General features: G+C 57.2%; 16 protein-coding genes and 1 tRNA gene. 3 read left to right on the forward strand and 14 right to left on the reverse strand.

Annotated elements, in window-relative coordinates; genetic code table 11:
- Positions 1 to 214: 214 nt before the first annotated feature.
- The 5 genes from adh to AC0TOF_RS15265 all read right to left on the reverse strand — a co-directional run bounded on the left by adh (position 215) and on the right by AC0TOF_RS15265 (position 6,458).
- Positions 215 to 1,732, reverse strand: coding sequence for an aldehyde dehydrogenase (gene adh / locus AC0TOF_RS15245; protein ID WP_473768884.1), 1,518 nt, complete (start codon positions 1,730 to 1,732; stop codon positions 215 to 217).
- A 151-nt stretch (positions 1,733 to 1,883) separates the two neighbouring features.
- Complete coding sequence (locus AC0TOF_RS15250; protein ID WP_473768885.1) at positions 1,884 to 2,855, reverse strand: GAF domain-containing protein; 972 nt, start codon at positions 2,853 to 2,855, stop codon at positions 1,884 to 1,886.
- A 238-nt stretch (positions 2,856 to 3,093) separates the two neighbouring features.
- Positions 3,094 to 4,605: a glycerol-3-phosphate dehydrogenase gene (gene glpD / locus AC0TOF_RS15255; protein WP_473768886.1), complete on the reverse strand. Its 1,512-nt coding sequence runs from the start codon at positions 4,603 to 4,605 to the stop codon at positions 3,094 to 3,096.
- 82 nt (positions 4,606 to 4,687) lie between these two features.
- A complete protein-coding gene (locus AC0TOF_RS15260; protein WP_473768887.1) occupies positions 4,688 to 5,479 on the reverse strand; it encodes a DeoR/GlpR family DNA-binding transcription regulator in 792 nt (263 codons plus the stop codon).
- 256 nt (positions 5,480 to 5,735) lie between these two features.
- Positions 5,736 to 6,458 carry a LuxR C-terminal-related transcriptional regulator gene (locus tag AC0TOF_RS15265; RefSeq protein WP_473768888.1) on the reverse strand — a complete coding sequence of 241 codons (723 nt, stop codon included), beginning with the start codon at positions 6,456 to 6,458 and terminating at the stop codon, positions 5,736 to 5,738.
- A 457-nt stretch (positions 6,459 to 6,915) separates the two neighbouring features.
- Here AC0TOF_RS15265 and AC0TOF_RS15270 point away from each other — a divergent pair, with 457 nt between their 5' ends.
- On the forward strand, positions 6,916 to 7,677 hold the full coding sequence (locus AC0TOF_RS15270) for a Crp/Fnr family transcriptional regulator (protein WP_473768889.1): 762 nt from the start codon (positions 6,916 to 6,918) through the stop codon (positions 7,675 to 7,677).
- 20 nt (positions 7,678 to 7,697) lie between these two features.
- On the opposite strand, the gene AC0TOF_RS15275 is transcribed toward AC0TOF_RS15270, so the two are convergent.
- The 7 genes from AC0TOF_RS15275 to metH all read right to left on the reverse strand — a co-directional run bounded on the left by AC0TOF_RS15275 (position 7,698) and on the right by metH (position 18,415).
- A tRNA-Pro gene (locus AC0TOF_RS15275) sits at positions 7,698 to 7,774 on the reverse strand.
- Positions 7,775 to 7,883: 109 nt separating this feature from the next.
- Complete coding sequence (gene cysQ, locus AC0TOF_RS15280; RefSeq protein WP_473768890.1) at positions 7,884 to 8,729, reverse strand: 3'(2'),5'-bisphosphate nucleotidase CysQ; 846 nt, start codon at positions 8,727 to 8,729, stop codon at positions 7,884 to 7,886.
- A gap of 3 nt (positions 8,730 to 8,732) precedes the next feature.
- Positions 8,733 to 10,667 carry a sulfate adenylyltransferase subunit CysN gene (gene cysN, locus AC0TOF_RS15285; protein WP_473768891.1) on the reverse strand — a complete coding sequence of 645 codons (1,935 nt, stop codon included), beginning with the start codon at positions 10,665 to 10,667 and terminating at the stop codon, positions 8,733 to 8,735.
- Positions 10,667 to 11,587 (reverse strand): sulfate adenylyltransferase subunit CysD, encoded by a 921-nt coding sequence (gene cysD / locus AC0TOF_RS15290; protein WP_473768892.1) that lies wholly within the window; start codon positions 11,585 to 11,587, stop codon positions 10,667 to 10,669. The genes cysN and cysD overlap by 1 nt, the downstream gene beginning before the upstream one ends.
- A 320-nt stretch (positions 11,588 to 11,907) precedes the next feature.
- Positions 11,908 to 13,293 carry an aspartate aminotransferase family protein gene (locus AC0TOF_RS15295; protein WP_473768893.1) on the reverse strand — a complete coding sequence of 462 codons (1,386 nt, stop codon included), beginning with the start codon at positions 13,291 to 13,293 and terminating at the stop codon, positions 11,908 to 11,910.
- A 115-nt stretch (positions 13,294 to 13,408) separates the two neighbouring features.
- Entirely contained in the window at positions 13,409 to 14,116 is a 708-nt protein-coding gene (locus AC0TOF_RS15300) for a LuxR family transcriptional regulator (protein ID WP_473768894.1), read from the reverse strand.
- 504 nt (positions 14,117 to 14,620) lie between these two features.
- The gene (metH, locus tag AC0TOF_RS15305) at positions 14,621 to 18,415 is read right to left on the reverse strand and encodes a methionine synthase (RefSeq protein WP_122003082.1); all 3,795 of its coding nucleotides are present in this window, start codon (positions 18,413 to 18,415) and stop codon (positions 14,621 to 14,623) included.
- A gap of 324 nt (positions 18,416 to 18,739) precedes the next feature.
- Between metH and AC0TOF_RS15310 the strand changes: the two genes are divergently transcribed.
- Positions 18,740 to 19,159: a BA14K family protein gene (locus AC0TOF_RS15310; RefSeq protein ID WP_473768895.1), complete on the forward strand. Its 420-nt coding sequence runs from the start codon at positions 18,740 to 18,742 to the stop codon at positions 19,157 to 19,159.
- Between the two features lie 54 nt (positions 19,160 to 19,213).
- Here AC0TOF_RS15310 and AC0TOF_RS15315 read toward each other — a convergent pair whose 3' ends face one another.
- On the reverse strand, positions 19,214 to 19,459 hold the full coding sequence (locus tag AC0TOF_RS15315; RefSeq protein WP_010658028.1) for a hypothetical protein: 246 nt from the start codon (positions 19,457 to 19,459) through the stop codon (positions 19,214 to 19,216).
- A 232-nt stretch (positions 19,460 to 19,691) separates the two neighbouring features.
- On the opposite strand from AC0TOF_RS15315, the gene AC0TOF_RS15320 reads away from it, so the two are divergent.
- The gene (locus AC0TOF_RS15320) at positions 19,692 to 20,270 is read left to right on the forward strand and encodes a methylated-DNA--[protein]-cysteine S-methyltransferase (RefSeq protein WP_473768896.1); all 579 of its coding nucleotides are present in this window, start codon (positions 19,692 to 19,694) and stop codon (positions 20,268 to 20,270) included.
- On the opposite strand, the gene AC0TOF_RS15325 is transcribed toward AC0TOF_RS15320, so the two are convergent.
- A complete protein-coding gene (locus AC0TOF_RS15325) occupies positions 20,271 to 20,564 on the reverse strand; it encodes a Dabb family protein (RefSeq protein WP_122003079.1) in 294 nt (97 codons plus the stop codon).
- Between the last annotated feature and the right edge of the window lie 15 nt (positions 20,565 to 20,579).

The following is a 20,579-nucleotide window of genomic DNA, read 5'->3' on the forward strand; positions in this document are numbered from 1 at the left end:
TAAATACTATCATCCCTTTCAGTTAATACGACCTGAAATTTGCCACCGGAAATATTTATCCGCCTTCCGTTGCTTCATCATTCATCCACTACACTGTGGATCAACAGCGCTCCTATTCCAGCAAAAGATCCGTACAGGGAAATCAGCTGCTGGACTGATTTCCCTGCACGGGCATTCGCACCGCATTGCCGGATTACAGGCCGCGGACAGTCACTCAGAAGAAGCCGAGCTTCTTCGGGCTGTAGCTTACCAGCATGTTCTTGGTGTTCTGGTAGTGGTCCAGCATCTTGAGGTGATTTTCGCGACCGATACCCGACTGCTTGTAGCCGCCGAATGCCGCATGAGCCGGATAGGCATGGTAGCAGTTGGTCCAGACACGACCCGCCTGAATGGCGCGACCGAAGCGATAGGCGCGCGTTCCGTCCCGCGTCCATATGCCGGCGCCCAGACCGTAGAGCGTGTCATTGGCAATCGACAGCGCTTCCGCATCGTCCTTGAAGGTCGCAACCGAGACGACCGGCCCAAAAATTTCCTCCTGGAAAATGCGCATCTTGTTGTTGCCCTTGAACACGGTCGGCTTGACGTAATAGCCGCCAGCCAGATCGCCCGGCAGGACATTGCGCTCGCCGCCCGCCAGCACTTCCGCGCCTTCCTGACGGCCGATATCGAGATAGCTCAGGATTTTTTCCAACTGTTCGCTGGAGGCCTGCGCGCCGATCATCGTGGCCGGATCGAGCGGATCGCCCTGCACGATGGCTTCGACACGCTTCAGCGCTTTTTCCATGAACCTGTCATAGATCGATTCATGAATGAGAGCGCGGCTCGGGCAGGTGCACACCTCGCCCTGATTGAGCGCGAACATCACGAAGCCTTCAATGGCCTTGTCGAGAAAATCGTCGTCTTCGGCAGCAACATCCTTGAAGAAGATGTTGGGCGATTTGCCGCCCAGTTCCAGCGTGACCGGAATGAGGTTCTGGCTGGCATATTGCATGATCAGGCGTCCCGTCGTCGTTTCGCCGGTGAAGGCGATTTTGGCGATGCGCGGGCTCGACGCGAGCGGTTTGCCTGCCTCAAGGCCGAAGCCGTTGACGACATTGACCACGCCCGGCGGCAACAGATCGCCGATCAGTTCCATCAGAACGAGGATGGAAGCCGGTGTCTGCTCGGCGGGCTTCAGCACCACGCAATTGCCTGCGGCAAGGGCGGGCGCAAGCTTCCACGTCGCCATGAGAATCGGGAAATTCCAAGGGATGATCTGACCGACGACGCCAAGCGGTTCATGAAAATGATAGGCAACCGTGTCGTGATCGATTTCCGAAATGCCGCCTTCCTGAGCGCGAATGACGCCTGCGAAATAGCGGAAGTGATCAACCGCCAGCGGCAGGTCGGCATTGGTGGTTTCGCGGATCGGCTTGCCGTTGTCCCACGTTTCGGCAGCCGCCAGCGCAGGCAGGTTTTCCTCAATCCGGTCGGCGATGCGATTGAGGATGAGCGCGCGTTCAGCCGCGCTCGTCCTGCCCCATGCATCCTTGGCGGCATGCGCTGCGTCGAGCGCCGCTTCCACATCGGCGGCATCGGAACGGGCTATTTCGCAAAGCACCTGTCCATTGACGGGCGATGTGTTGTCGAAATAGCGGCCCGATTTGGGCTCTACCCATTTGCCGCCGATGAAGTTTCCATAGCGCTTTGCAAAGGCCGGCTTCACTGTCCGGCTGAATTCAACCTTGTTCATGACATCCTCCCAGAAACAACGCTGCTCCTACAGCGCTTCATGGTTGAGGATCGCGCGGCGGTGGGGAAGAGTCATCCCGCAGATTCAAGCTGGCAAGGTTATGTGTCGCAATATTGAGACAGTTTCGCCCGCCTATTTCAGCGTGGCTTTCTCAATGGGCGCGAATGATCTTCAGACGGTTCAGCTTGCGATGAAGCGTGGCGCGGCTGATGCCCAGAAGCCCGGCGGCAGCCGAAATATTCCCCTCGGCGCGCGCAAGAGCCCGCAGAATAACGCTCCGCTCCGATTCCGCCATATCTTCACGCGGGTCGGCATGCCAGCCAAGAAGGTCGGCGGCAGGCAACGGGCCTGCCAGTGTGTCATCGTCAAGCTCCAGCGCAAGCCGTGCGGCGCGGGTCGCCCCGACAACGAGGTCGTCCTTGTCCACGGCGATCAGCGCGCCGCCGGTACGGTCGGGGCTGGGAACCAGCATGATACGGGCATCAGGAAAAGCCTGACGGAAATTTTCAGCCTCGATGCGCCGCGCGGCGTCGATGACGGCAACCAATATAAGCTGCGCAAAAGCCTCTGTCAGATCGGCGCGGCATGAGGAGACATCGAGCGCCGCCATCAACCGCCCCTGATGGTCATGGATCGGGGCGACGGTGCAGGAAAGCCCGATATTGCGCGTATGAAAATGCTGGTCGCGATGGATCGTCAGCGCGCGCTGTTCGACGATGCAGGTGCCGATGCCGTTCGTGCCTTCGCTCTGTTCGCTCCAGACAGCGCCCGTCCACAGCCCCCAGCGGTAGAAGGTGTCGTCGTCGCCGGGTGCGCCGCGCCGTTCGACCGGCACGCCCTCGCTATCGGCCAGCAGCACGCAGCAGCCGACGCCGCCGACAGCCAGATAAAGACGGTCCATGCTGGCCTGTGCAATGCTGGCAAGGCGTTCGATACGCTGATGAGCGGTCCGGAATTCCCCATCGGAAAGCGTGCGCACGGCACCCGGCTCGGCAGGGTCGAGCCCGTGCAGCTCCGCCGAGCGTCGCCACGAGGCGACCAGAGCGGACCGCGCAGCGCCACCCGCCGTCATGATCGCGGACTGGATTCGGTCAGCATGCGTTCGGTCTTGCGGTGTGCCCATCTTTTCCTCCCAGGAAGGCTGGAACCCGCTTTATGGGAGGATAATGACGGCTCACGGCACAACTGGCAAGTGCGGCTAAAGATTGAGAGGGTTGGCACTACAGTTGCAAACTCGTCAGGACGTGGCGAAAAGGGTGATTTTCGAGCACCGGAGCGGAGCGTACTTAAGGGTACGTGAGCACCGGAGCGCAAAAAATTGCTCTTTGCAGCCCGGCATCACGAGGAATGCAACTGTAGTGTCAGGCGACGCGTGCCGGCTTCAGATACTCCTCAAGCGAGGAAACATCCGACGCATTGAGGCGAAGACCAAGCTTCGTGCGCCGCCACAAAACATCCTCGGCACTGACAGCCCATTCATTCTCAAGCAGATAACGCACTTCGGCTTCGTAAAGGTCGGCCCCGAAATGCTGCCCGAGATCGGCGAGCGAAGCGGCATCTCCAAGCAGGACATGAATGCGCGTTCCATATTGCCGGAACAGCCGCCGCGCGTGAGCAGGCGTCAGGAAGGAATAGGCGGCATTCATCTTTTGCAGCTCGCGCTCGAACTCGACATCAGTGAAATCCCCGCCCGGCAGCGGTGCGGCGTGGGTCCATGGCGCGCCCTTTTTTCCCAGCCGATGCTCGATCTTCTCCAGCATATGTTCGGCAAGCCGCCGCGCCGTGGTCAGCTTGCCGCCGAACACGTTGATCAGCGGAGCAAGCCCATCGGGCGCATCCTCTTTCAGCACATAGTCGCGGGTCGCTTCCTGTGCCTTGCTGGCGCCGTCATCATAAAGCGGCCGGACACCGGAATAAGTCCAGACGATATCCCCGCGACTGACGGGTTCCTTGAAATATTCGCTGGCTGCCGCGCAAAGATAATCGGTCTCGCTGTCAGTGATCGCGACCTTGGCCGGATCGCCCTGATAGTCCTGATCGGTCGTGCCGATCAGGGTGAAATCGTCTTCATAAGGAATGGCGAATATGATGCGCCCGTCATTGTTCTGGAAGAAATAGGAGCGCGGATCGGAGAATTTCCTGCGCACCACGATATGGCTGCCCTGAACGAGGCGGACATTGTGAAGCTGCCGATCTCCCTCGACATCCCGCAAAATCCTGTCCGCCCATGGACCGGCGGCATTGACCAGCAGGCGGGCGCGAACGTCCTCGCGCTCGTGCGTGCCAGTATCTTCCAGCGTGATGGTCCAGCATTCCCGGTCGCGGCGGGCCGCCACGACTTTGGTCCGGGTGCGGATCATCGCACCGCGATCCGCAGCATCGCGGGCGGTCAAGGCAACGAAGCGCGCATCGTCAACCCAGCAATCCGAATATTCGAATGCCTTGGTAAAAAGCGGCTTCAAGGGCGCTGCCGCCGGATCGGAACGCATGTCGAGCGTCCGCGTGGCGGCAAGCTTTTTGCGCCCGCCCAGATGGTCATAAAGGAACAGCCCCAGCCTCAGCAGCCATGCAGGGCGCACCCCGCCCTTGTGATAAGGCAACACGAACCGCATCGGATGAATGATGTGCGGCGCATTGGCCCACAGCACCTCGCGCTCCATCAGCGCCTCGCGCACCAGACGAAATTCGTAGTGCTCCAGATAGCGCAAACCGCCGTGAATGAGCTTGGTTGCCCGCGACGAGGTGCCGCTTGCCAGATCGTTCATTTCGGCAAGGCCAACGGAAAATCCCCGGCCAACCGCATCACGCGCGATGCCGCAGCCGTTGATGCCGCCGCCGATTACAAAAATGTCGAATAAATTCTCTTGCGCCATGGCGAACCCCGAAGACCGCTCTCCGAAAACCAAAGCGAATATAATTCATTTAATACGAAAGCAAACCGAAAATGAAACGAAACTAGGTTCGCTTTTCCTCAATCTGGCTTTCTCCAAGGGTTTCGATCAGCTCGACTTCGCTTTCGCGGCACAATTCCCGCAGCTGGTTCGACGGACAGTGATCGGTGATGAAGGTATCGATCTGCGATATGTGACCGATGCGCACCGGCGCGGTGCGTTCCAGTTTTGTGGAATCGGTGACGAGAATCACGTGCCGGGCATTGGCGATAATGGCCTGCGCCACCTTCACTTCGCGAAAATCGAAATCGAGCAACGCGCCATCCTCATCCATCGCGGAAGCGCCGATGATTGCGTAATCGACCTTGAATTGCCGGATGAAGTCCACTGCGGCTTCACCAACAATGCCGCCATCAGACGGGCGCACCACGCCGCCCGCAACCACCACCTCGATTGAGGGATGGACGCGCAATGTATTGGCAACGTTGATATTATTGGTAATGACCATCAGATTGCTGTGATCGACCAATGCCTGGCTGACGGCTTCGGTGGTCGTGCCGATATTGATGAACAGGGAAGCGCCGTCTGGAATGATTTCGGCGGCAGCACGCCCGATCGATTCCTTTTCGTGCGCGGCGATGCGGCGTCGCGCTTCATATTCCATATTTTCCACGCCGGACGGATAGAGCGCGCCGCCATGGATACGACGCAGCATCCGGGCGCGGCAAAGATCGTTCAGATCCTTGCGCACGGTCTGCGGCGTTACGTCAAAAGCCGCAGCCAGATCCTCCACCAGAACCTGCCCTTGTTTGCGAGCGAGCTCTAGAATTGCATTGTGACGGGGCGTGAGCTGCATAATTGTCCTGGGGCTGGATTTCTTCGGATTGCATTCAGGTAATTTCGCGGTTTTTCAATAGAAAGCAACCACTTCAACTCGAATGTCCCGGAATGGAATTCAATTTTCAGGATTCTTCGCCAGCGCAAGCGCAATTGCGGCCTGCGTGAAGCCAGCATTTGAGAGCGCTTCCCGAAAAGTGTGGAGCGGTTTTCGGAAAAGATGCGCGTTAAACCATAGAGATATAGCCGATCTGATCCAATCAGATCGAAATGCGCTAATCGACGTCGAATTTCTCGCCGTACATTCTGTGCAGCTTGCACGCTACTTCCGTGCGGTTGGCGGCGCCGATCTTCTTCATGATATTGTGCACATGCGCCTTGACGGTGCCTTCGCTCATGCCGAGTTCAAAAGCGATGATCTTGTTCGACTTGCCAATCCGGATGGCATGGACGACCTCGATTTCCCGCGCCGTGAGCAATTCTCCCAGCACGTCATCATCGATGTCAGTCGGCGCGCTCTGGAAAACCATGGAAGCTGGCACATACATGCCGCCGGCAGTAGCCAGATGAATAGCCTCGACGCAGACCTTGATGTCAACTGAAGTGGGGATATAACCACGAGCGCCGATTTCCATGGCGCGCACGACCTGGGACCACTCCTCGCGTTCAGCAAGAAAGACCACTGGAACCGGACGCCAAAGCTCGATTACGGCCTGCAATTTTTCCGAGAAAAACGGATCGGCCAGCCGCTTGGAGCCGATATTGATAAGAACAACTGCGATATCGTCAGTCGGGTCCGCGAGCTCGATTGCCGCCTGTGTCTCCACGGGCAGCTTGAGACCGTTCAGCACAAGCCCGTTATAAAGACATTGCCGCTCAAGGTTGCTCTTGCATATGAGCAACATGCGCCGCCCCCCTGCGGCTTCAATACCCGCAGCATGTCCCCTATCCCCCTGCTCCAAAGCAGTCCAAATGCTATCCCCTCTTGCTTCCAACATGTGATGCTCCCGGCATACTCAACTTGCTCGATGTTTATGCATCCTACTATTACTTTCGTCAGAGACGAGTTTTTTCCAATGCTTGCATGGATAGAGCCCCAACCATGCCCAACGTGAATATTGCTATCGGGAAATAATCGTGTCATTAACTTATGTTAGCAATACATAAAATTTATGACCAATTGTAAGATAGACTTGAACGGCAGGAGATATATCCTCTATATCTTTCGTTTAGAGGACTTCTGCCTTTACTGAAAATTGAGAAGCCGGAGGCGACGTTTACGCCGGAAATGCTCCAGGTTTTCCAGACGGAATACCGCCATTTGATTGCTGCTGACGTACAGGGAACGCATTTCGATTTGCTTGGATGAATCAGCGCCCTAACTGTTCGTCTTAATGCGCATTCTTGCCGAAAGGCCGTTTTACACATATCGGAATACGCTCCAACGGGTTTAAAATGCACAGTGGCAGGCAGACCACAGACCCAACGACTGAAGCGCTCATTGGTTTATTGGAGGCCTCTCCAATTTGCGCCAAGCTTGGAGCGCGGGAAACAGACGCGCTTTCTTCCCTCACCATTATCGAAAACGACTTTGCCGCCGATGCCGCGATCATCAGGCAGGGAGAACAAATCAGAAGCCTCCATCTCGTGCGTTCCGGCTGGGGATGTGTCTATCGTGATCTGGCCAGCGGCGAGAGGCAGATTATCGACTTCCCCATGCGGAGCGATTTTCTCGGGTTTCGAACCGCCAATGGTTATAGCTACAATACGATCACGGCAGTCACGCCCATGTCGGTGTTCGAAATTCCGATTGTCTCGCTTGAAGCCTCGCTCGAGCGCGCGCCACGCCTAAGCCTGATTTTCATAGAGCTTCTTGCGCGCCAGCGATCCATGCTGATCGAGCATCTTACCAATATCGGCTGTCGCGCTGCCTTCGTCCGCACCGCGCATCTGTTTCTTGAGCTTTCCGACCGCGTGCAATCCTCCGGGATGGGCGATGCGAACTCCTTCCATTGCCCGCTGACACAATATCAGCTTGCCGATGCGCTGGGGCTGACGCCGATCCATCTCAATCGGATGCTGCGCGACTTGCGGGAAGAAGGGCTGATCCTGTTCCGTTCAAACAGGGTGGAGATTCTGGACCGCAAGCGCGTGGTCGCCCTTGCCCAGTACGACGGAGAATTCATGCGTATGTCGGTTTTCGGCAACAAGGAATAAAGCGAAAACATCGGGAAAAATGGTCGGAGTGAGAGGATTCGAACCTCCGACCCCCTCGTCCCGAACGAGGTGCGCTACCAGGCTGCGCTACACTCCGTGACCATGTGGCCTTGACCATTGAGGCGGCTTATAACGCTCCAGATTTCAAGCCGCAAGAGCATCTTGTCGTTTTTTTGAATGTCGAACCCGAAAAGCTGGAAAGAGATTCAAGCGGCCTCGAAAACAGGCCGTGATCCGCCTCCGAAAGCGACAAAATTGGGATTGGCAAAACCGGCGACACCTTCGCTGGCACGCTGGCCGTAGGAGAGCGGTATCCCGTCGAAAGTGGTCGTCAAGCCGCCCGCGGCGCGTAAAACAGCGTCGCCTGCCGCCGTATCCCATTCCATGGTCGGCCCAAAGCGCGGATAGATGTCAGCTTCTCCGCTGGCAATCAGGCAAAACTTCAGCGACGAACCGACGGAAACGCAGTCGCTGATCCTGTTGTCGCTCAGGAATTTTTTCGTTTCCGGATTATTGTGTGAGCGGCTGCATACTGCGAGGCGCTCCGGCCCGTGGACACGCACCGCTATTCCGCGCCGCGATCCGATCGCATGATCCCCGGTCGTCGTTATTTCTTCGGCACCGTTGCCGGTTCCGATGAACATGCGATTGCGAACGGGTGCATAAACGAGGCCCAGAACCGGAGCGCCATCTTCGATCAAGCCAATATTCACGGTGAAATCGCCGTTGCGGAGCAGGAATTCGCGTGTTCCGTCAAGGGGATCGACCAGCAGAAATCGCCGCCCGAGTTGCGCAGGCAGGCGCCCCGCCGCCACTTCCTCTTCAGCCACAACCGGAATATCCGGGGCGACCGAAGCCAGCGCCGAAAGGATGATAGCCTCCGCATCACGATCTGCTTCCGTGACCGGGGAAGAATCTTTCTTGCTGTGAACCGCGCAACCATTGGCATAGTGCTTCATGATGACGCGACCCGCCTCCAGTGCGGCTTCCTGCAGCACGGCAAGCATTGCTTCGCCGCTCGGATCGGCTTTCGGGGAGGCGGAAATCTTCATTCTTCAGATCGACCAGGAATCGCTGCCATAACTGCCGATGATACCACGTTCGGCAAGATACTTTTCTACTTCCGCGACGAGTTCGTCAACGTCCCGGCCCGTCGTGTCCAGACGAAGCTCTGGCGATACCGGCGGCTCATACGGAGAATCGATCCCGGTAAAAGCCTTTATCTCGCCGCGCAAGGCCTGCGCATAAAGCCCTTTCGGGTCACGGGCGATGCATTCCTCTATCGGCGTATCCACGAATATCTCGACAAATTCACCCTCAGGCAGCCGGGAACGAATGCGATCCCGCTCAGCCCGAAACGGCGAGATGAAGGAAACCAGCACCACCAGCCCCGCATCGGTCATCAAACGGGCAACCTCACCGACACGACGAATATTTTCTGCCCTGTCCTCCTCGGAAAAACCGAGATCGCTGTTGAGGCCGTGGCGGACATTGTCGCCGTCCAGCAGATAAGTGTGCTTGCCAAGCGCATGGAGCCGCTGCTCCAGCCTGTTTGCAATGGTGGATTTGCCGGAGCCGGACAGGCCCGTAAACCAGAGTACGGCTGGTTTCTGGAATTTCTGCGCAGCGCGAGCCTGCTTGTCGAGGTCGAAGGACTGCAGGTGCACATTCGTCGCCTGACGAAGCGCGCCGTCGATCATTCCGGCGCCCACAGTCGCGTTGGTCAGCCGGTCGATCAGGACGAAGGCGCCCGTTACGCGATTGTCGGCGTAAGGGTCGAATGCAATCTGATCCACGGTCTGGAGATGGCAAAGGCCAATCTCGTTGAGGTCGAGGCGGGATGCTTCCTGACGGGTGAAGCTGTCGACATCGGTCCTGTAGACAATCTCGCTGATCGTTACCGGCGTCTGATCTGTCTCGGTGCGCAGCAGATAGGACCGGCCGGGATGCAAGGCTTCCTCACCGAACCAGACGATATTGGCGGAGAAGCGATCCGCCACTTCGGGCCGGGCTTCCGTTCCCACCAGCATGTTGCCGCGTGAAACCTCGACCTCATCCTCCAGCACCAATGTGACAGCCTGGCCTTCGGACGCGCGCGGCAGGTCGCCGTCATAGGTGGCGATGCGCTTCACGCGGGATGTCTTGCCGGATTTGGCAACCACGACTACGTCACCGGCGCTGATCGAACCGGAGGCCACGGTGCCGGAGAAACCGCGAAAATCGAGATTGGGCCGGTTCACATATTGAACAGGAAAGCGGAAGGGCTTTGCCGCCGCCTCCGTGTCGATGCGCACGGTTTCCAGATGTTCGAGCAAATGCGGCCCCTCGTACCAGTCCATGCGGGGCGATGGGAGCGTGACATTGTCGCCAAAACGCGCCGAGAGCGGGATGGGCTGGATGCTGGCAAAGCCAAGCTCTTTGGCGAAGCTCATATAGTCGGCAACGATGCGATCAAAGGCCTGTTGCGAGAAATCGACCAGATCGATCTTGTTCATGGCCAGAACGATGTGACGGATACCAAGTGCGGCGGCAATGAAGGAATGTCGGCGGGTCTGGGTCAACACGCCCTGCCGGGCGTCGATCAGCACGATGGCAAGATCGGCAGTCGATGCGCCGGTTGCCATGTTGCGCGTATATTGCGCATGACCCGGCGTGTCCGCGACGATGAATTTGCGGCGAGGCGTCGAAAAGAAGCGATAGGCGACATCAATAGTGATGCCCTGCTCCCGCTCAGCCTCCAGACCATCCACCAGAAGCGCAAAATCGAAATCGTCATCGGTCGTTCCGAACTTGCGGCTGTCGTTCTTCAACGAAGCAAGCTGGTCCTCGAAGATCAGTTTCGTGTCGTAGAGCAGCCGCCCGATCAGCGTTGACTTTCCATCATCCACCGAGCCGCAAGTGAGAAACCGCAGCAGGGTCTTGCGCTCCTGATCGGCCAGAAAATCGCTGACTGCGGCATTGGTCGCAACAGGCTTGATTACCGCATTCATCAGAAATAGCCCTCGCGCTTCTTCTTCTCCATCGAACCGGCTTCATCGCGGTCGATGGCGCGGCCCTGCCGCTCGGATGTACGGGCGATCAACATTTCTTCGACAATGTCGGAAAGGTCGGCCGCACTCGATTCAATTGCGCCCGTCAGCGGATAGCAGCCGAGTGTGCGGAACCGCACCAGCCGGTTTTCCACCTGCTCGCCTGGACGCAGTTTCATGCGGTCATCGTCGACCATGATCAGCATGCCGTCGCGCTCGACCACCGGGCGATGCGCTGCAAAATAAAGCGGGACGATGGGGATATTTTCTTGCAGGATATATTGCCAGATATCGAGTTCGGTCCAGTTCGACAGCGGGAAGACGCGGATCGATTCTCCGGCGGAAACGCGCGTGTTGTAGATCTTCCACATCTCAGGACGCTGGTTTTTCGGGTCCCAGCCGTGCTGTGCGTTGCGGAAGGAAAAGATGCGCTCCTTGGCGCGCGATTTTTCTTCGTCGCGACGGGCGCCGCCAAAGGCGGCATCGAACTTGTACTTGTCGAGCGCCTGCCGCAAGGCGACCGTCTTCATCACATGGGTATGGACGTTCGACCCGTGGCTGAAAGGTCCGATTCCCTCGCGTACGCCATCCTCGTTGATATGGACGAGGAGTTCAAAACCCTTCTCACGGGCCTCAGCATCGCGAAATTCGATCATCTCGCGGAATTTCCATGTCGTATCGACATGCAGAAAGGGAAAGGGTGGCGGAGCCGGATAGAATGCCTTCATCGCCAGATGCAGCATCACTGACGAATCCTTGCCGACCGAGTAGAGCATCACCGGATTGGAAAAACTTGCCGCAACCTCGCGAAAAATATGAATCGCCTCTGCTTCAAGGCGTTGCAGATGCGTCAGGTTCTTGGTCAGGGATGCATGATGCACGACTACTTACTCCCGGCAACCGGATAGGACTCGATACTGGCGGGAGGGTTGGCATAAGCCTTCATCCGGCGCAGATGCGGCAAAAGCCACAGTGCGCGCATTGTCGTGAAATGATGCGGGAAAGTGAAAGAAACCTATCGCGTATTGCAACTGGCTTGCGCGAAAAACTACCGTATTTGCAAGCCGGGCCGGAACAAATTTGCGCGCGCGTAGAAAAGCCGATTTCCCGCCAAGTTACGGAAAATCATACAATTTTTGTGATATTAAACAGGTTTTCGCTCTGGAGCCGCCGGTCTTTCGGACGGCTCCAGAGCAAATTATTACTTGGCGAGTGATGCCTGGGCAAGGTTCGCCTGAACATCGTTGAGCGCCGCTTCGAGCGCCGACACCATCGTATCGATCTGCTGATCGTTGATGATGAGCGGCGGGCAGAAGGCAAGCGTGTCGCCCATTGCACGGGAAATCACGCCGCGCTCCTGAAGCGCTGCATTTGCCTGTGCGCCCAGCGAGCCCGCTTGTTCAAGGCCTGTCTTGGCCTGTTTGTCGATGACAAGTTCGACACCGGCAATAAGACCGACGCCACGCACTTCGCCAACCAGAGGATGATCCTGCAACGCACGCAGGCGCTTCTGCATATAGGCGCCGCGATCCCGCGCATTGGCAACCAGATCGCGCTCTTCAATGATCGCGAGATTTTCCAATGCCACAGCCGCCGCCACCGGATGCCCCGATGCCGTGAAGCCCGTGCCAAGCGTGCCGATCTTGTGGCTTTCCTCAGCAATCGGCGCGTAGACGCGCTCGTTGATGAGGAACGCCGAGATTGGCAGATAGGATGACGAAAGCTGCTTTGACATGACCAGAATGTCGGGCTTCATGTCGAATGTCTGGCTGCCGAACAGGTTGCCTGTCCGTCCGAAACCGCAGATGACTTCGTCGGCAACCAGCAGAATATTGTAGCGATTGAGAACGGCTTGCACCTTTTCCCAATAGGTTTTGGGCGGAACGACCACGCCGCCTGCACCCATCACCGGCTCGCCGATGAATGCGGCAATGGTGTGCGGACCTTCTGCGAGGATCAACTGTTCCAGCTCATCCGCCAGCCGCGTTGCGAACTGTTCTTCGGTTTCTCCCGGCAGCGCATCGCGATAATGGTGCGGGCAACCCGTATGCAGGATGCGATCGATCGGCAGGTCGAAGGAGCGGTGATTATTGGGCAGGCCTGTCAGGCTGGCAGAGGCAATCGTGACACCGTGGTAGCCGCGCTTGCGCGAAATGATTTTCTTGCGCTCCGGTTCGCCCAGCGCATTGGAGCGATACCAGATCAGCTTGATAACCGTATCGTTGGCCTCGGAGCCTGAATTGGTGAAATAGGCCTTGCTCATCGGCACGGGCGCCATCGAGACAAGCTTTTCAGCCAGATCGATGACCGGCCCGTGCGAGCGGTAGGAGAACGTATGGTAGAAAGGCAGCTTCTTCATCTGCCGTGCGGCGGCTTCCGCCAGACGCGGCTCGGAAAAGCCCACGCCGACGCTCCAAAGTCCCGACATCGCTTCGATGTAGCGCTTGCCGGTTACATCCTCGACGTAAATGCCGTCGCCGCGCTCGATCACAAGCGGACCTTCCGCCTCGAGGCGGACAGCATCAGTATAGGAATGGAGATGGTAGCGGATATCGCGGGCTTCAAGAGAGTTCGGCTGGGCAGTCATTCATTGATCCTCCGAGAATGATAATGAATGTGTAGCCCGTTTCAGAAAAAGCGCAAACCGGAAAGCCGCTGAAAGATGCCCTTCGGATCAAACCGCCGAGGGACCTGGAAGGGAGTTAGAGAAGTCCGAAGGTACGGGCCTTGGCGACCGCCTGGACCTTGTTGACCGCAACGAGCTTGGTCAGCACGTTGCTGATATGGAAATTCACCGTGCGCGTCGAGATATTGAGGATCGTGCCGATGATTTCGGCGGTCTTCCCCTCACTCGTCCAGCGCAGGATTTCCCGCTCGCGTGTTGTCAGGTTCACCTCGGAAACGCAGTTCATTGTCGGAATGTCGAGATGTTCATACATGGACAGATGCAGCAGGTTGGCCGTGATTTGCATCTGGCGCCGCAACATTGAAATTTCGCCAGAGGACAGGGCCGGACCGCTTCTCACAAAAGACAGCATGCCGAACACGCCTTGCGCCGCCCAGCACGGTTGGGAAATCCCGACCTTGATGCCGAAGCGCTGGGCATCTGTCCATATTTGCGGGGCCTCCGCAAACAGCTTCGATGACCAGACCAATGGCTCGATGCTGTTCAAAGCCTTGCGAATCAATGGATCCACGTCCGCATATTTTCTGTCAGCATAGTGATCGGTCCATTCCTGGGGCAAAGAGCCAAAGCTAAGCCATTTAACTACGCCGTTCAGGAGGGGAACGCGCATGACATAAGCCATATGTGCAAATCCGCACTGTTTGGCATAGGTATTTATGTATTCAAGGAGCTGTTCGACGTCGTCAGCAGATTGCATGGATTCATAGATTTGTTCCCATTTCATTGCAGACATCCCAATTAAGTTCTAATTTTGATTTTATTAAAATGTAGCGCCATTACACGAAACGATTGCGCCGCAGAGGACTAACACAATCATCGGTTTTCCACCATATAGCAAAGCACGCTCAAATGAACACAAATTGATAATTTCCGAAGATTTTTATCACAACTATTATTTATATAATTAGCAATTAATAAAGTACTTAAATATTAAATACTTCACATGCCGACTTCGAAAACAAATGTCAACACGCGCTTTCCATTGCCAGAACAGCTGCATCTTCTTCAACTATATTTGTAAGCACTTGCGAATGGAAAGCCGCTCACATTTCGCTGGAAATGCTCACGCGCCGCAGAACCGAAACCGATTTGCATCCTGTAAACACTAGAACCGTCTGACGGGTTCAGCAAACCTGTCAGAATGACGAGTATTTAAGTTATGCTTAATAGACGTCGGCAGGCGGATGCGCGTCGATAAAGCAGGAAAGGGAAGGTTCGCGACGGCCGGTCAGGCCGCCGCATCCTCGTCTTTTCCGGCACCCGGCATATAGTTGAGGATAGGGCTGAGCCAGCGCTCCACTTCCTCGACTGTCATGCCCTTGCGCGCCGCATAATCCTCGACCTGATCGCGCTCCACCTTGGCCACGCCGAAATAATAGCTTTCCGGATGGCCGATATAGAGACCCGACACGGAGGAGCCAGGCCACATGGCGTAGCTTTCGGTCAGTTCCACGCCGGTATTGGCGGTAGCATCGAGCAGGCGGAACAGGGTCGTTTTCTCTGTGTGATCGGGCTGCGCCGGATAGCCGGGAGCCGGACGAATGCCCTTATAGGGCTCGCCGATCAGCTCTTCCGGCGTAAAGGCTTCGTCGGAAGCATAGGCCCAGAACTCCTTGCGCACACGCTCGTGCATCAACTCGGCAAAGGCCTCCGCGAAGCGATCAGCCAGCGCTTTTACCAAGATTGCGGAATAATCGTCGTTGGCGCGTTCGAAACGTTCGGCTATCGCCACTTCGCCAATACCCGCGGTCACGACAAAGCCACCGACATAATCCTGCTTTCCGCTCTCGGCAGGCGCCACGAAATCGGACATGGCTACGTTCGGACGGCCATCGCGCTTGCTCAATTGCTGGCGCAGCGTGAAGAAAGTTGCAAGTTCCTGCTTCCGGCTTTCATCGGTGAAAAGGCGGATATCATCCCCCACCGCATTGGCTGGCCAGAAGCCGACGACCGCCTTTGGCGCGAACCACTTTTCATCGATGATTTTCGCCAGCATCGCCTGCGCGTCATCCCAAAGCTGCCGGGCAGCATCGCCCTGCTTCTCGTCTTCGAGGATCGCCGGGTAGCGGCCCTTCAATTCCCAGGTCTGGAAGAACGGCGTCCAGTCGATATAGCGCGCGATTTCGGCCAGATCGTAATCGTCAAAGACCTTCGTGCCGGTGAATGCCGGCTTGACCGGCGCAAAATTATCCCAGTCGAGCTTATGCGCGTTGGCGCGGGCGCGCGCAATCGGCAGGCGCTGCTTTTCGGCTTCGTTGCGCGCATGGGCGGCTGCAACCTTGGCATATTCGGCGCGAACACCGTCAATGTAATCCTGCTTGCCTTCCGGCGACAGCAGGCCCGATACCACGCCGACAGCGCGGCTGGCATCGACGACATAGACCGCCTGCCCGCGCTCATAGCGCGGATGAATCTTCACCGCCGTATGAACACGGCTGGTCGTCGCGCCGCCGATCAGAAGCGGAATCTCAAAGCCTTCGCGCTCCATTTCCGCCGCCACATGCGCCATCTCGTCGAGCGACGGTGTGATGAGGCCGGAAAGACCGATAATGTCCACCTTCTCATCCCGCGCCACCTGCAAGATTTTCTGCGATGGCACCATGACGCCCAGATCGATGATTTCGTAATTGTTGCAGGCCAACACGACGCCGACGATATTCTTGCCAATATCGTGCACGTCGCCTTTTACGGTCGCCATCAGAACCTTGCCAGCGCTCTGGCGCTCGCCGTCACCGATGCCGTTTTCCGCGTTCAGACGCTTTTCCTCCTCCATATAAGGCAGGAGAACCGCTACCGCCTGCTTCATCACGCGGGCTGACTTGACCACTTGCGGCAGGAACATCTTGCCTGCGCCAAACAGATCGCCAACCACATTCATGCCCGCCATCAGCGGCCCTTCGATGACATGCAGCGGCCTTTCGGCAGACTGACGCGCCTCTTCCGTATCGGCTTCGATATAGTCGGTAATGCCGTTGACGAGCGCATGTTCAAGGCGCTTTTCAACCGGCCATTCACGCCATGTCAGATCCTGCGCCTTGGCTTCCCTTGAACCGGAATCGCGGAAACGTTCGGCGATTTCCAGCAGGCGTTCCGTCGCATCGGAGCGGCGGTTCAGCACCACATCCTCGCAGGCCTCGCGCAGTTCCGGATCGATGGCATCATAAACCGCAAGCTGGCCGGCATTGACGATGCCCATGTCCATGCCCGCCTGAATGGCGTGGTAGAGGAACACCGCATGCATCGCCTCTCGCACCGGCTCATTGCCGCGGAAGGAGAAGGACAGGTTCGACACGCCGCCCGACACATGCACATGTGGCAAGGTGGCGATAATCTGCCGGGTCGCTTCGATGAAGTCGACACCGTAATTATTGTGTTCCTCGATCCCGGTCGCCACCGCAAAGATGTTCGGATCGAAGATGATATCTTCCGGCGGAAAGCCGACCTGCTCGGTCAGAATCCTGTAGGCACGCGTACAGATTTCGATCTTGCGCGCCTCGGTATCGGCCTGCCCGGTTTCATCGAAGGCCATGACGACCACCGCCGCGCCATAAGCGCGGACAAGCTTTGCATGATGGATAAAGGCTTCCTCGCCTTCCTTCATCGAAATGGAATTGACCACCGCCTTGCCCTGAACGCATTTCAGGCCAGCCTCGATCACCTCCCATTTGGAGCTGTCGATCATGATCGGCACGCGAGCGATATCCGGTTCGGCGGCGATCAGGTTGAGAAACTCGACCATCGCCTTTTCGGAATCGATCAGGCCTTCATCCATGTTGATGTCGATGATCTGGGCGCCATTGACAACCTGATCACGCGCCACATCAAGCGCAGCCGCAAAATCACCGGCTTTCACCAGCTTGCGGAACCGGGCGGAACCCGTGACATTGGTGCGCTCGCCGACATTGACGAAGGGAATGTCCTCGGTCAGCGTGAAAGGTTCGAGGCCCGACAAGCGCATCAGCGGCGCGACCCTGGCGGGCTTGCGCGGCGGATGTTTTGCAACCGCCTCGGCGATGGCACGGATATGTTCCGGCGTCGATCCACAGCAGCCGCCCACCACATTGACCAGACCGTCCCGGGCAAAGCCTTCAATCTGGGCGGCCATTGCTTCCGGCGTTTCGTCATACTGGCCAAACTCGTTCGGCAGGCCAGCATTCGGATAGGCACAGATGAATGTATCGGCGATGGTCGACAATTCATCCAGATGCGCGCGCATGGCGTTGGCGCCGAGCGCGCAGTTGAGGCCGATGGTGAACGGCTTGGCGTGACGCAGCGAATGCCAGAAAGCCGTCGGCGTCTGGCCCGACAGGGTACGGCCGGACAGGTCGGTGATCGTGCCGGAAATCATCACCGGCAGGCGGATGCCCTTTTCCTCGAACACTTCTTCCGATGCGAAGACAGCTGCCTTCGCATTCAGCGTGTCGAAGATGGTTTCAATCAGGATGATATCGGAACCGCCGTCGATCAGCCCCCTGATCTGCTCAGCATAGGCCAGGCGCAAATCGTCGAAGGTGACAGCGCGAAAACCGGGATTGTTAACGTCCGGCGACAGCGAAGCGGTGCGGTTTGTCGGCCCGAGAGCGCCCGCCACGAAGCGGCGGCGGCCGTCCTTCTGCTCGGCTCGCAAGGCGGCGCGGCGCGCAAGGCGCGCGCCATCGCGGTTCAGCTCGTAGACCTGATCCTCCATGCCGTAATCGGCCTGAGCAATTCTCGTGGAAGAGAAGGTATTCGTTTCGAGAATATCCGCGCCCGCAATCGCGTAGGCATAATGAATTTCCTCGATTGCCTTGGGCTGGGTCAGCGTCAGAAGGTCGTTATTGCCCTGAAGCTGGCAGTCGCAGGCGCCGAAACGATCGCCGCGAAAATGTTCCTCATGGAAGCCAAGCCCCTGAATCTGGGTTCCCATCGCGCCATCGAGGATCAGGATGCGCTCACGCGCTGCCTTGGTGAGAGCTGCCAGCACTTCCGAGCCATCCGGCTGCGCTGCCGTTGCACCAAAAAGACCATCGAGGGGAGAGGCCATAAAACACCGCCTGTATTCAATCTGTTACCAGGCCAAGGGGCTGTTTGGGACATGCCCACCTGATATTGCCTGCCATACGCACATCGGGAAGTTCGCTTAATGACATAAACATATCTTTATGTCAATTCGGGACAAATGTTTTCCGCCCCGGATTGAGCATCACCCGTCTATTGCCCGAAGGAAGAAATCGTGACTGCGCGGAGCCACCGCCCCGCCACAATGTGGGGGCAAAAATGACCGCAGGGACAATATGTGTTGTTTGTTTTTGCGCGCATTTTTCCGAAACGGTTCATACTTTCGGGAATGCGCTGTGAGGAGAGACCAATGAAAAGGTTTGCTTATTCCCTGTTTGCCGCATGTTTGTCACTCGGCTTGGGACTTTCCGCTGCTGCCGGGACTGCCAGTGCGGCGCAGCCGTCTGCGATGGCGACACCGTCTGCACAGGCCCCGGCATCGAATGTGCAGAAGGTTCAATATTACGACTATCGCGGCGACCGTGGCTATTGGCGCGAACACCATCGCCACTGGCGGCATGATCGTCCGCGTTATCGGCCTTATTATCGCTATGACCGCCGTTATTGGGGCCCCGGCCCGGTTTATCGCTACCGTCCTGCCCCGATCTATCGCGGCGGCAACCCGCATGTGCGCTGGTGCTATAATCGTTATCGCTCCTATCGAGCCTACGACAACACATTCCAGCCCAATTACGGGCCGCGGCGCCAGTGCTATTCACCTTATCTCTGAAACGACAAAGCCCCGCTCATGCGGGGCTTTGTCCATGATCGAAAGATCTGCCGATCAGGTGACATAGGCACCGATCGAAGCTGCAACCAGCCCGATCGCAACGGCAATCATCACGCCATAGACGCGCGGCTTGTCAAACAGGACGGCAAAGGCCGCGAACCAGCTGACCACAGCAGCGCCCAGTGCGAATAAAAAGCCCGGCTTGTCGCCGTGATACAGGTTCGCCGCCATGAGCCCGCCGATGATCAGCGCGCCAAAAACGATCATCAACCCTGTGGCATATCGCTCGTAATCGTCCATTTAAATTCCTCGGTTCCGCTCCCGCCGCGACAGGTGCCGGAAACTCTCGTCAATCGTTTTGGCCATTTAAGGGCATTGGCCGGTTGCCACAACACAATCATTATTCGTGCCGTTCTTCAACCGTTTCGCTGCGCCAATTTCCGCAATTGTTACGACTTTTTCACGTGAACGTTCCGATGGTTGCCCGATAACCGGCATTTGTCCCGGCCGAAACCATGCTAATATTACTTCCATGGAATCGTCAGGCATTACCATTTTCGAAACAGAAATCGGACCGTGCGGCATTGCCTGGCGCGGCCCGAAGATCGTTGGCGTCGAGATTGGAGACGCTGACGAAAAGGAAACCCGCTACCGGCTTGGCGAGCGTTTTCCCGGTGCGGAAGATATCAATCTTCCGGCTTTTGTCAGCAACGCAGTGGAAGGCGTGCGCGCGCTTCTGACGGGGGCTGATGTCGATTTTTCCGGCACGCCGCTGGCGCTCGATACCCAGCCCGATTTGAACCGGCAGGTCTATGAAATCATTCTGGAGCTGAGAGCGGGCGAGACGACGACCTATGGCGCGATTGCCAGACGGATCGGCGATGTGAGTCTGTCGCAGGCGGTCGGCTATGCGTTGGGCAAAAACCCGTTTCCGATTATCGTGCCTTGCCATCGAGTGCTGGGCTCCAATGGCAAGGTTGGCGGGTTTTCGGCGGCTGGCGGCACTGCGACCAAGCTCAAGCTTCTCAATATCGAGCGCGCGAGAACGTCCAGCGAACCCGATCTTTTCGGTGGCCTTCCGCTACAGGAAAGACCACAGGCCGACTGGTAATCAGGACTTGTCCGTCACAACATCTGCGGAAAAACGCAGTTCGCGCATCGGGCGCACAAGTTGCGTTGTCGCGTCATAAGTCGGATGCTTCTTGAAAGCAAAAAGCGCTTCCTCATCCTTGAATTCGGCATAAACGACCAGATCGATACGGTCGCACATTGGATCGACCTTGGAATTCGGCAAAACTTCAAAAAGATCGGCATGGGGTATGGTGCCAAGCTGTTCCAGCCCCTTTTTGACCGTCTCGATATCCTGACCTTGCTTGACGCTGAAGAAAACAATATGTCGGATCACGCCGCAACTCCCTTA

It is taken from the genome of Ochrobactrum sp. PL_is501, assembly GCF_055816895.1.